Annotated in this window: 11 protein-coding genes; 10 read left to right on the top strand and 1 reads right to left on the bottom strand. The window is 38.4% G+C overall.

From position 1 onward, the window contains the following. Positions 1 to 2 precede the first annotated feature (2 nt). From HQN83_RS01090 to HQN83_RS01080, 3 genes are read left to right on the top strand one after another with little or no spacing between them, the layout of a single operon-like run. Entirely contained in the window at positions 3 to 635 is a 633-nt protein-coding gene (locus HQN83_RS01090; RefSeq protein WP_173087734.1) for an ABC transporter ATP-binding protein, read from the top strand. Further along, positions 632 to 1,759, top strand: a complete 1,128-nt coding sequence (locus tag HQN83_RS01085; RefSeq protein WP_173087732.1) for a hypothetical protein — start codon at positions 632 to 634, stop codon at positions 1,757 to 1,759. The genes HQN83_RS01090 and HQN83_RS01085 overlap by 4 nt, the downstream gene beginning before the upstream one ends. A gap of 52 nt (positions 1,760 to 1,811) precedes the next feature. After that, the gene (locus HQN83_RS01080) at positions 1,812 to 2,678 is read left to right on the top strand and encodes a LamG domain-containing protein (RefSeq protein ID WP_173087730.1); all 867 of its coding nucleotides are present in this window, start codon (positions 1,812 to 1,814) and stop codon (positions 2,676 to 2,678) included. 14 nt (positions 2,679 to 2,692) lie between these two features. Here HQN83_RS01080 and HQN83_RS01075 read toward each other — a convergent pair whose 3' ends face one another. Continuing rightward, positions 2,693 to 3,811: an acyltransferase family protein gene (locus HQN83_RS01075; protein ID WP_217277284.1), complete on the bottom strand. Its 1,119-nt coding sequence runs from the start codon at positions 3,809 to 3,811 to the stop codon at positions 2,693 to 2,695. Positions 3,812 to 3,967: 156 nt separating this feature from the next. On the opposite strand from HQN83_RS01075, the gene HQN83_RS01070 reads away from it, so the two are divergent. The 7 genes from HQN83_RS01070 to ccoS all read left to right on the top strand — a co-directional run bounded on the left by HQN83_RS01070 (position 3,968) and on the right by ccoS (position 13,159). Next, the gene (locus HQN83_RS01070) at positions 3,968 to 4,819 is read left to right on the top strand and encodes a sugar phosphate isomerase/epimerase family protein (RefSeq protein ID WP_173087728.1); all 852 of its coding nucleotides are present in this window, start codon (positions 3,968 to 3,970) and stop codon (positions 4,817 to 4,819) included. Positions 4,820 to 5,264: 445 nt separating this feature from the next. Then, a complete protein-coding gene (locus tag HQN83_RS01065; RefSeq protein WP_173087726.1) occupies positions 5,265 to 6,779 on the top strand; it encodes a sulfatase family protein in 1,515 nt (504 codons plus the stop codon). 7 nt (positions 6,780 to 6,786) lie between these two features. Beyond that, a complete protein-coding gene (locus HQN83_RS01060) occupies positions 6,787 to 7,920 on the top strand; it encodes a formylglycine-generating enzyme family protein (RefSeq protein ID WP_317172479.1) in 1,134 nt (377 codons plus the stop codon). A 14-nt stretch (positions 7,921 to 7,934) separates the two neighbouring features. Next, entirely contained in the window at positions 7,935 to 9,440 is a 1,506-nt protein-coding gene (locus tag HQN83_RS01055) for a sulfatase family protein (protein WP_173087724.1), read from the top strand. A 153-nt stretch (positions 9,441 to 9,593) separates the two neighbouring features. Next, positions 9,594 to 10,457, top strand: a complete 864-nt coding sequence (locus HQN83_RS01050; RefSeq protein ID WP_173087722.1) for a sigma-70 family RNA polymerase sigma factor — start codon at positions 9,594 to 9,596, stop codon at positions 10,455 to 10,457. 126 nt (positions 10,458 to 10,583) lie between these two features. Then, entirely contained in the window at positions 10,584 to 12,980 is a 2,397-nt protein-coding gene (locus HQN83_RS01045) for a heavy metal translocating P-type ATPase (RefSeq protein ID WP_173087720.1), read from the top strand. Then, positions 12,977 to 13,159, top strand: a complete 183-nt coding sequence (gene ccoS / locus HQN83_RS01040) for a cbb3-type cytochrome oxidase assembly protein CcoS (RefSeq protein WP_173087717.1) — start codon at positions 12,977 to 12,979, stop codon at positions 13,157 to 13,159. Before HQN83_RS01045 ends, ccoS begins: the two co-directional genes overlap by 4 nt. Positions 13,160 to 13,168: the final 9 nt, after the last annotated feature.

Below are 13,168 nucleotides of genomic sequence, written 5' to 3'. Positions count from 1 at the left end.
GAATGCTTCAATTTAACAACTTCCGAAAATCATATGGCTATCATCCTATTTTAGAGATAGATCGATTGGCAATTGAATCTGGCATCTATTGGATTAAGGGAGTTAATGGATCCGGAAAGAGTACTTTACTAAAGTCTATTGGCGGATTCCTCTTCTTTGAGGGCGAAATATTACTGAACAATGTGAGCGTAAAAAAGGATGGTGTTGCCTATAGAAAAATGGTAAACTTTGCCGATGCCGAACCTATTTATCCTGAGTTTTTGACGGGCTGGGAAATGATAGCTTTGTTTGCAAAAGCAAAACAAGCCTCCCCTGGTCAAGAATCCTATTTCATTGAAAGTATGAAAATGGCGAGTTACCTGAGCAATGCGGTAGGCTCTTATTCGAGTGGGATGCTTAAAAAGCTTTCTTTGGTGCTTGCTTTTTTAGGAAAGCCTAAAGTAATTCTGCTTGATGAACCCTTGATTACGATTGACACGGAGTCTTTATCCATATTATGCCAGTGGATATTGAAAAAGCATGAGGAAGAAAGCACCACTTTCCTTTTGTCCTCTCACCAAGCCCTAAATGAAGAGCTTTTAGTAAAATCCAGGATACTACTGGTAGATCAACAAACACTTACAGTGGAGCAATGAGGCAATCAGCATTGACCAATGTATTGATGAAGATATTCTCTTCCGGTTTCTATCGGATGCACTCTGGAATACTGATCTTCTTATTCGGCACAATACTGTGCTACTGTTTTTTCATCAATACACTGGGCAGTGTTCCTACATGGGCTTTTACCTTTTGGAATTTGATGATTACACTATCGCTGGTAAGCAGCCCGGTGATCATGGGTTTTTTCTGTCTGGCTGCTTTGATTTATGCCGTAAAAAGCTGGCAATATGTTGCCACGCAATTGGCAAACAGGAATAATGAATTTCTATACCATAGCGCTTCATCATTCAATAAATGGCAGCAGTTTAAAAGCTGGTTCTATGTACAGTTTAGCATACTTCTGCCATTGATAGCCTACGCTTTGTTTGCAAGCATAATCGGCTTTAATTATGGTCATTACATTATACCTGTTGCTATTTTACTTTACCTGTTTCTGCTGTTAATTTTAAGCGTCTGGATATACATCAGGCTCTCAAATAAACTAATAGACATTGATAATTCAAGCCTGCTTATGAGGCTGATAAGAAAATGGAATAAGCCATTTTTTCTTTTGTATACACTCTTTGTTTTTGATAAACTTAAGATCACTTACCTGGTAACCAAAGCTATTTCATGGGTACTGATTATTGGTGTATTTGCAGTTTTCTCAGATATTAAAGATGGTTCTACCGTTCCAAGTTTAGTGGTATTAATGATTGTAACAGCGCATACGTTACTTATCTACAACGAGTTTCGCTTTAACGAGAAGTATCTTTATTTCTCCAGGAATTTCCCTTTCAGTATAACCAGGCAGTTTTTAGGCTCTTTTTTAAACTATTTTATATTAATGCTCCCTGAGGTGCTGTGGTTTGTTAGTGCTTTCGGGATTGATTCATTTAAGCTTCTTATGCAGGGTTTTAGCACAATGATCTTATTTAGAAGTTTACTTTACTGGATTGGCTTAAATATGAAAAGGTATCTGATATGGATCTTTGTACTGTTTAACCTGGTATTTCTTATAATCATTTATAGGGTAACCTGGGTGATACCCACTGTTTTTGTGCCAATAGCCTACTTGGTTTTCCGGAAAAACTATCTAAATAAGAATCTGATTGATTAAATATTTATCTTGATGCAGGATTTAAATCTTTAATTTAAAACACCTTAGCACAATGAACAAAATAGCTTTCATTCTATTGTTACTGGGATCGGTCTTATGCGGATTCGTATTGGTCGATTCATCTGCAAAGATTCTTCAAAAGGGATTGATTGTTGATTTGGATGCAGATAAAGGGGTTGTCGCCAATAATGACAACAGGGTTGAGAAATGGATAAATCAGGCCTCAACACCTGCAGTAAAGGAATTTGTAAAAAGAGATGAAGGGCGAAAAGTTAAAGGTTCGGGCATGCCTTCTTTAAAAAATAAACTATCGGAATTAAACGGGCATAACACAATTGTTTTTAACAAACAAGAGCTTGTTGCGCATGATGAAGACGCATTTGACCATTTACTTACCGGAAATGGGTACACCTGGTTTTGTGTTTTAAAGGCAGGAAAACAATCTGGTGAGCTGAAAGATGTAAATTCCTTTTTTGGAAATTTAAAGAATGGCGAAAATTACGAAGGTATTTGGGGAGGGCTTAATGACAACAATAGCATTTGGATGGGCAGTAGAAATGGGGTAACATTTGGGCGCTGGGACAATAACAACCCGCACGTTACTGCCAGCGCAATACTTGAACAAGACAAATACTACCTTTTAATGGGCAGAATGGGTAAAGGAACTGACACTGTTATGCTTTCTTTATATTTAAACAACGGCATTTTACCGGTTGTTACGCAGCCCTTCCCTGTTAATAAAATGGCTAACTCCTCCAAACTTTCTATTGGCCAGGAACGTGATGCCATTGAACATCCGGGTACAGAATCCTTTATTGGTGAGATTTCAAGGTTTCTGCTGTATGATCGTCCATTAAGTGATCAGGAGTTAAACAAAACGGCAAAAGGGCTTAAAAAGACATATAGCATCCTTGATTAGCCTATTGACCAATACTACAATTTAAAGAAGATCTTTTTCTTATACAGGAAATAGAATACTCCCCATTCAGCAGCAAATATGGAAAGGGAAACCAGCACCATAATAAGGTTGTCTCCCAGTCCGGTTAATTTAAAAAGAGGCGTGGTAATGATCTCAACGTACTCGTTGAGCCAATGCTTCCCTACAGTATCACAAAATAGGTAAACGAATATAGAGTTCATTCCTACCACCTGAAAAAGCAGCAGCCCCTTACGATTCAGTTCTACATCTATCCACCAGTAACTTAAAGCCAATGCCAACATACAGAAACCCAGTGAAGCCAGCATAAATGAACTGGTAGCTATCGGTTTAATTATTGGGGTAATATTAACTGCACTCATACCATAGCCTATGATAAGGGAAATGGTTCCAACCACCACCAAATACTTCAATTGATTTCTATTCTGAATAAACATTTTACCCACTATTGTTCCGGCTATGGTGTGAACAGCTGTTGGCAGCCAATTGATGAACACATAGCCATGGGTATGCTGTCCAAATAGAATCAAATCCATGTAATCACCGAAGTTCTTTCCGTCAACAAAAGCCTGATTATACCCGTCTACCGGATTATAGCGATACAAAAGCTCGGTTAAAACTAGGAGGCCGACGCATGCAAATATTTGGACCCTAGACTTCAGGTTGAATAGCAAGAAGGCAATTAATGTAGTGAAAGCCAATTGAGTAAGAATATCGGTAACATCTAATGCTTCAAGAGACAGCCAGTTTGGGTCATGTATTCTTTTGAACACACCAAAAAACAACAATAGTCCACATCTTTTTAGGACTTTAATTAACTGCTGGTTCCAACCAACCCCATTTGCTGTTTGACTTGTTAAGGAATAGGCCATAGAAACCCCTGCCATAAACATAAATGCAGGTTGAATTAAATCCCATAAGTGAAGTCCAACCCAATGATTATGGAAAAACTGAGAAATGATCTTAAAACCAAAGCTTTCTTTATCTGTAATACACGCTCTGATGTGGGGATAGAGTTCTGCAGTCTCAAGTGTAAGTAAAACCATCACTAATCCTCTCATAAAATCAAGAGAGCGCAATCGGTTAGCGTTGTTGTTGGCTATTGAGTTTTCCATTTGGTTCTATATCTACTTAAAAATATATTATTTATTTCTTTTTAACACTATTAATATTTACGCAAACGTTTGTTCTTAAAATTCGTAAAGTTTCGTTCGTTGAAGTTTGAACTAAATGAATTTTAATACTAACTTTCGTGAACAACTGAAATCATTATGACTACAAGAAGGAGTTTTTTACACAAAGGAATATTAGGTGTTGCTGCAACTACCCTGGCCAGCATGCCATCTGTTTTTGCTGAGCCGCTTAAAACTAAAGCCTCTAAAGGAAAGCCTGATCCGTTTAAATTAGGTATTGCCGGCTATAGCTTTTTGAACTTCAACCTGGATGAATCACTCAAAATGATGAAAAAAGTTGATGTACATTACTTGTGCATTAAAGACTTTCACTTGCCTTACAAAAGCTCTGCAGAAGAAATTGCTGCATTTCATGCTAAACTTAAGGAAAACAACGTAACTGGTTATGCAGTAGGCCCTATATATACAAAAACCAGGAAAGAAATTGACGATGCATTTGAGTATGCGAAAAGAGTTGGTGTTGATTTGCTTATAGGTATCCCTGTACATGCTGATCTCAATTATGTTGCTCAAAAAACAAAAGAATACAACATTCGTTATGCGATCCACAATCATGGTCCTGAAGATAAATTGTACCCAAGCGCTGAAAGCATTTACAACCTCATCAAAAACCTTGATGAGCATGTAGGTATTTGCTTCGATATGGGACACAACAAAAGAGACGGACGGGATTCTGTAGCTGATTTTCAGAAGTTCTCCAAGCGTATTTTTGATATGCATTTAAAGAATGTTACTGCAGCAACTAAGGATGGCAGTACGTGTGAGCTTGGTCGTGGTGTGATTGATATCCCTGCTTATGTAAAAATGCTGAGAAAAGTAAATTATACTGGTTCATGCAGCTTAGAATATGAAAAGGATATGAAAGATCCATTGGCCGGAATAGCGGAATCAGTCGGCTATTTTAAGGGTGTTTGTGACGGTACGCGCTAATCCTTTTTCCTTATCTTCCTTAGGTATACCTGCTGTTTTTTATGAAGCAGACAGGTAAATTCAGACAGGTTCTTTACCCAATAAATAGGTTCAAAAACTCAACCGACATTACACAAATACACCCATAAAAAAGGTGAATCTGGCTAATTTCAGTTGGTCTTTTGCAAAGAAACTCAGAAAAAAAAGACTAGATAATCGGCAAATTTATACTAATGTACAAATACATATAAACACCATAAACGCACTCATAAATAGATTTTTAATTCATTACATTAAAGTAAAAAATCACTACAAACTTTATTGCAAAATATAATTCTGTAGGTGCTTTAAAGCGTCAACTCGAAATACTAAAATAAATAGCAAACAAAATCCCTTCAAAATTATCTGAAAGCTGCTGCCCAGCCTAACCTATTAATTGGTTATCTTCGTTCTTATTAACCTAACCATGATTAAAGCCTACAAAATCTCCCCTCTTTTCTTACTCCTAATTTTAAGCACTTGTTTTGCTCAAAAAAATACCAAGCCGAACGTTATTTATATCTATGCTGACGACCTTGGTTATGGAGACCTTAGTTGTTATGGAGCCACCAAAATTCAAACTCCAAATTTAGATAAGCTTGCTGCATCAGGTGTTCGCTTTACTAATGGACATGCTACATCTGCAACTTGCACCCCATCTCGTTATGCTTTGATGACAGGGAGATATCCCTGGCGTAAAAAAGGTACCGGAATTTTACCGGGTGATGCGGCCTTGATAATTCCTACGGATAGGACTACCCTACCTAACCTCTTTAAAAAAGCAGGTTACAAAACAGCAATTGTTGGCAAATGGCATCTTGGCTTAGGGGAACAAGTAGAGAAGAATTGGAATGCTGAGATTAAGCCCGGTCCTAATGAAGTAGGTTTTGATTATTCTTTTATTTTTCCGGCAACTGCCGATCGAGTACCTACAGTGTTTCTGGAAAACCATAAAGTTGTTGCACTCGATACAAATGACCCAATCACGGTAGATTACAACAAAAAGGTCGGCACGGATCCAACGGGAAAAGATCATCCTGAACTATTAAAATTGCAGTCATCCCCTAATCAGGGTCATAATCAAACTATTGTTAACGGGATTGGAAGGATTGGCTATATGAGTGGTGGTAAAATGGCCCGCTGGGTTGATGAAGAGCTATCAACCACATTCTTAGCTAAAGCGCAGCAATTTATAGGAGTTAACCAAAAGAAACCGTTCTTTCTGTATTTTGCTCTAACTGAGCCTCACGTACCGAGAATGCCTGCTACAATGTTTAGAGGAAAGAGTGGTTTAGGCTTAAGGGGTGATGCTATTTTGCAACTTGATTGGACTGTTGGGGAAATCATGAAGCAATTGAAGACGCTTAATATTGATAAAAACACCGTAATTGTATTTAGTAGTGACAATGGCCCTGTACTTGATGATGGCTATCAAGACGAAGCAGTAACCAGACTGAATGGACATACCCCTGCCGGTCAATTTCGTGGAGGAAAATATAGTGCTTTAGAGGGTGGCACCAGAGTTCCATTTATATTAAGCTGGCCGGGGACAGTTAAGCCTCAGGTTTCTGGAGCAATGGTAAGTCAGATGGACTTACTGGCAAGTTTTTCTAAATTGATTAATCAACCAATACCTAATGGAGATGCCCCGGATAGTGAAAATTTACTGGATGCTTTTCTGGGTAAGTCACCAAAAGGGAGATCGATATTTGTTGAACATGCCGGTACTCTTGCTGTGATAAAAGATGGATGGAAGTACATCTCTCCTGCTAAGGGTGCGGCTTATGATGAACTTGTAGCTATTGAGACAGGTAATTCTCCGGAACCGCAGCTGTATAATCTCAATGAAGATAAAAGTGAAAAGCATAATCTTGCTGCTCAACATCCGGAAGTAGTGAATGAACTAAAGGATTTGTTGATGAAGATAAAACAAAAGGAATAAGCGTTTTATGATGTTTAATTTAAATAAGAAAGTCTTTCTGTTTGTACCAATAGTTATTGGCCTTTCTTGCAGTCAGGCCAATAAGTCTGAAACGGCTAAGAAATCTGATGAAGAATCCTGCTCTGATAAATTGCCAAGCAGATATGGCGCTATGGTACAAGACACCACCCTTTCTTCAAATTCGAACGGCTCTGTTAAAGGCATGAAGTGGATTCCTGGAGGCACCTTTTTAATGGGTGCTGCAGATCAGGAAGGCCGTAAAGATGAGTATCCGGCACATCAGGTTAAGCTTGATGGCTACTGGATGGACGAAAAGGAAGTGACTAACGCTCAATTTGCAGAATTTGTTAAAGCTACCGGATATAAAACGGTGGCTGAAAGAAAGCCTGACTGGGAAGAAATCAAAAAGCAATTACCAGAAGGAACACCAAAGCCTTCAGAGGATTTACTTGTGCCAGCCTCTCTGACGTTCAATCCTCCCTCCAGACCAGTTTCTCTTCATGATGCATCTCAATGGTGGTCATGGACTCCCGGAGCCGACTGGAAGCATCCTGAGGGGCCGCAGAGCAATTTAAAAGGAAAGGACAATTATCCGGTTACCCAGGTTTGCTGGGAGGATGCAAATGCTTATGCAAAATGGGCAGGCAAACGATTACCGACAGAAGCCGAATGGGAATATGCTGCCCGGGGCGGACAAAAGAATGCAATTTATCCTTGGGGAGAGGAACAGATAGAACTGGGAAAGCCAAAAGCGAATACCTGGCAAGGAAGTTTTCCCGATAAAAATACAGATTGGGATGGTTATCATGGTTTAGCTCCTACCGGATCATTCCCGGCGAATGCATATGGTTTGTTCGATATGGCCGGAAATGTTTGGGAATGGGTTGCGGACTGGTACGGCAATGATTATTATGAAACATTGAAAGGTAAAACGGTAAGCAATCCAAAAGGTCCTGCTAAAAGCTTTGATCCTGATGAACCTACCGTTCCCAAAAAAGTTACTCGCGGAGGTTCGTTTATGTGCAACAGTTCTTATTGCAAGGGCTATAGAGTGGCTGCCCGCATGAAATCATCTCCGGATACCGGATTACAAAATACAGGGTTTAGATGTGTAAAATCTGAACCTGCTTCTAAAAAATAACATACTAAGTTGTAATGAAAAAAATAGCATTCCTAATCTGTTTCTCTTTTTGTCAATGGGTTAGCGCTCAAAAAAAACCAAATATTGTAATTATCATCTCCGATGATCATGCCTATCAAGCCATCAGCGCTTATAGCAATAAGCTGACCCAAACCCCTAATATTGATCGCATTGCTAAAGCTGGAGTTACGTTTAATAAAGCTTATGTAACAAACTCTATCTGTGGGCCGAGCAGAGCGGTTATCTTAACCGGAAAGTACAGTCATAAAAATGGTTTTAAGGATAATGAAACCTCGGAATTTGATCATAGTCAGGATAATTTCGCCAAGCACCTCCAATCAGGAGGCTATCAGACTGCATGGATAGGAAAGCTCCATTTAGGCAATAAACCGCAAGGATTTAACTACTACAGTATACTTCCTGATCAAGGTCAGTACTACAATCCTGATTTTATCGGCATGGATGGCAAATCGACCAGAAAAGAAGGGTATGTTACAAATTTGATTGAGGATGCTTCGGAAGAATGGCTGGATTCAAGAGACCCCTCTAAACCATTTTGCTTAGTTATAGGCCATAAAGCCACCCACAGGACCTGGCTTCCGGATACTACTGATATGGGTAAGTATGACAAGGTAAATTTCCCTTTACCAAAGAATTTCTATGACAATTACACGAATAGAGAAGCCGCGAGAGTTCAGGATATGACGATTGATAAAACCATGCTGATGGGCTATGATCTTAAGATGCTTTCTTACAGCAAAAACGGGGAGAGTTCGGTCAACAGAATGAATCCGGCACAGCGCGCTAAATTTGACGCCTACTACAAACCCATTGAAGCCGACCTGAAAGCTAAAAATTTATTGGGCAAGGCTCTGGTTGAATGGAAATACCAGCGCTACATGAAGGATTATTTAAGCACCGCAGCATCGTTAGATAGAAACATTGGCCGTACGCTTGACTATCTTGAAAAACATAACCTAAAGGAGAATACAATTGTGATTTATATGTCTGACCAAGGCTTTTATATGGGAGAACACGGTTGGTTCGACAAACGTTTCATGTATGAGGAGTCGTTTAGAACACCGATGGTGATGAGTTATCCGGGTGTAATAAAACCCGGCACACAGTCTAATGATTTTGTAATGAACTTAGATATAGCCCCAACCCTTTTGGATGCTGCTAATATGAAAATACCGGTTGAAATGCAGGGTAAATCAATGTTACCATTGTTTAAATCTAAGCATGCAAAAGGCAGAGAGAATATGTTTTATCACTATTATGAAAATGGTGAACACTCGGTATCTCCTCATTTTGGTATCAGAACAAAAAGATATAAACTGATTCGTTTCTATAAACGCGTTGATGGCTGGGAGCTTTACGACCTTCAAAAAGATCCACAAGAAATGACAAACATCTATGGTAAAAAAGGGTATGATAAAATTACCACTGGATTAAAAGCAAAGCTTAGCCAATTAATTACTCAGTATGAAGATGAGGATGCGAAGAAACTCATGAATTGATTTGAGAATTAAATTTTGACTGACAGCTAAATACTAGCCTGGATTAAAATAATAGATGGTATAAAATTCATTAACAGGAGAATTTACTGAAGTGATGCCCCGCTTCTGATTAAAATACTGACGTTCATACTTTTGCTTTCATTAAACATGACAATGAGAGCAATTAAAATTGAGCGGTTAATAACAAATCGCGATGACGTTACACGACGGTATTTTAACGAACTAGAGAAAATGCCTTTAGCGAAGCTTGAAGAAGAAGTAGAGCTAGCTAAGAAAATTAAAGATGGGGATAAGGCAGCCCTAGACAAACTTGTATCGCTTAACCTACGCTTTGTTGTTTCCGTAGCCAAAAAGTATCTTGGCAATGGCATCAGCTTAAACGACCTTATAAGTGACGGAAATATTGGCTTAATTGAGGCTGCAAGACGTTATGATGAAACTAAGGGTTTTAAGTTTATCACTTATGCCGTTTGGTGGATAAGACAGTCTATTTTAATGGCCATATCAAACTGTGACCGTATCATCCGATTACCACAGAATCAAATTTTAAATATCACTGCAATAAACAAGTCCAGAGCAATTCTATTGAATGAATTAGAACGCGAACCTACCTTAGATGAGTTAGTGGAGCATACTGGATTTAGTGTAAAGACAATAATAGAGCTTACAAAGATATCAAAGGGTTGTTCTTCCTTAGATGCGGTAATTAATGATGAAAGTGGTGCGACACTCCTGGATCTTGTTCCTGATCAGGATCCGGATATAAATCCAGATCAAATAGAGAAGTCCTCCCTACTTATAGAACTACGGAGAATTATGCGTTCGAAACTTTCGGCAAGAGAAGGGTATATACTTGAGCATTTTTTTGGATTGACCTCAGGGAACTCAATAGATATGGAAGATATAGCTGAAGATCTTAAGATATCTAAAGAACGGGTTAGGCAACTTAAGTACAAAGCATTAAACAAGTTAAAATCAATTCCTCAAACCAAGAACCTATTCCAGTACCTGCTTTAATTTCTATGTACATGTATAACGTCGGGCTGCTTATAGATAAAGTGATGTACATCACGAATACTTAAGATTAGGATCACTTTTGCACTTTGCTTAAATACTGAACTTTGAGGCATACTTTTTAAAAAGATGCTAAAGGAAAAAGTAATTTCATCAGAGAAGCATTGTTTCCATTGTGGGGAGGATATTCTGGCAAAAAACTATATCCAGGATAACAAACAGTTTTGTTGTTCTGGATGCAAAACTATCTACGGAATCTTAACGGAACATAATCTTTCAAACTATTATGTTTATAATAGGATTCCGGGAAAGACTCAACGTAAAATCACCTCAAACTTTGACTATTTAGAAGTTAGGGAAGTGATCAGTAAACTGGTAGATTTTGAAGATGAGACCAAAACCATAGTAACCCTTTATATCCCCGCTATCCATTGTAGTTCGTGTATTTGGTTATTGGAGCACATCAATCTCCTGCAATCCGGGATACATCAGTCAAGAATTGATTTTCTCAAAAAACAGGTCTCTATAACGTTTAAAAATGATGAGGTAAGTTTAAAGCAACTGGTGCAGTTACTTTCATCGATCGGTTATGAACCTTTAATAAGTTTACAGGATGTTGTCAAAAACAGCCAGTCGAAAAAAACCGAAAGAAGTTTAATCACTAAGATTGCCGTAGCAGGCTTTTGTTTTGGCAATGTGATGCTCCTGAGTTTCCCTGATTACTTTGGGCTTGCTGATTTTGAGCATGAGTTTAAAGATTTCTTTGGATGGCTTAATCTTGCATTTTCCTTACCTGTAGTTTTTTATAGTGGCAGGGAATATTTTGTTTCTGCCTGGACTAATTTAAAAGCGAAGAGACTAAGCCTTGACTTCCCACTTGCACTGGGTATTTTGGTTATGTTCCTAAGATCTGCGTATGAGATTGTACTGCAAACAGGTCCTGGATTTGTAGATACCTTATGTGGTTTAGTCTTCTTTTTGTTAATTGGAAAATGGATGCAGGAAAGAACTTTCCATCATATCTCATTTGAAAGAGATTACCGCTCCTATTTTCCTGTAGCAGTTACGACAATCAATGATGGCGTTGAAAAACCGATACCTCTCTCCGATTTAAAGATTGGCGATAGAATCCTTATTCGGAGTCATGAGATTTTACCGGCTGATGCCATTCTTTTAAAGGGGGAAGCTGAGATAGACTTTAGTTTCGTTACAGGGGAATCTATTCCTGTAAAAAAGACCTTAGGAGAGATTATTTATGCAGGAGGGCGTCAGCTATCTGCTTCTATAGAGATGGAGGTTTTGAAGCCTGTATCACAAAGCTATCTAACACAACTGTGGAACAATAGTGCCTTTATTCAATCTAAAGAGCGGATTAAGACATTTAGTGATACAGCCAGCAGGTATTTCAGTATCATATTGTTGTGTATTGCCTTAAGTTCAGCAGCTTTCTGGCTTCCAACAGATCCATCTAAAGCATTGGCCTCCTTTACAGCTGTATTGATTATAGCTTGCCCCTGTGCATTGGCACTTAGTTCGCCATTTACATTAGCAGCAGTGCTGTCAATTTTTGATAAAAACAGGTTCTATTTAAAAAACACGGCCATTGTTGAAGAACTGGCCCGTATTGATACCTATGTATTTGATAAAACAGGTACAATAACTAATCCTGATGCAGCCTCATTGAGTTTTAATGGAATTATTACTAATGATCAGATGCAATTGGTCAGTGATCTCGCTAGGAATTCCGGACACCTGTTAAGTCGTGAGTTAGCAAAATTTATCAATAAACCTTCAGTATTTCCAGTACTGGAATACATGGAAAAAATTGGAAGAGGCATCAGTGGTAAGGTTAACGGAAATTACGTAAAATTGGGAAGTTCTACCTTCCTTAACCTTCCACTGAATAGCTCTTCTTCTCAGGGCTCTACCCATGTAATGATTAACAATACGTATGTAGGCTTTTTTACCATCAAACAGCAATGGCGAAATGGTTTTAAAGAATTAATGCAAAAACTTTCATTCGAGTCAGATCTGCATTTACTTTCTGGTGATCGTGATCACGAAAAGAATCAACTTATTCCTTTTTTTGAAGATAGCCGTAAGCTTCACTTCGAACAATCTCCACAGGATAAACTCGATTACATACAACACCTCCAAAAGGAAGGAAAGAAAGTATTAATGTTTGGTGATGGTTTGAATGATTCAGGTGCACTTAAGCAAAGTGACTTGGGTATAGCAATAACGGACAATATAAATAATTTCTCCCCTGGTTGTGATGCTATCCTGGATGGAACTTCCTTTCATAAAATCCCTCAATTCATCCAGCAGGCTAAAGATGGAGTCAAGGTAATCAGAATGTGCTTTATTATTTCATTAATGTACAATACGGTAGGGTTATACTTTGCTGTTCAAGGACTGCTATCACCATTAATGGCAGCCATATTAATGCCTTTAAGCACGATTACAATCATCCTGTTTACTTCTATAGCTGTCAGATTATTTGCACGTAAAAACAAATTACTATGAATATGATCTATTTCCTTATTGGTTGCAGTATTCTACTTGCACTGATATTCCTAGCCGCTTTTTTTTGGGCAAGTAAATCGGGTCAGAACGACGATACCTTCACTCCGGCCGTCAGAATTCTTTTTGATGATGACGTGGCTGATAAGGAAATAGAAATAAGTGATGAAGATCATACTTAGCTAAAACTT

Origin of the sequence: Pedobacter foliorum (assembly GCF_013266735.1) — a bacterium.
Taxonomy (GTDB): domain Bacteria; phylum Bacteroidota; class Bacteroidia; order Sphingobacteriales; family Sphingobacteriaceae; genus Pedobacter; species Pedobacter foliorum.
This window is presented reverse-complemented; position numbering and strand designations above follow the sequence as displayed.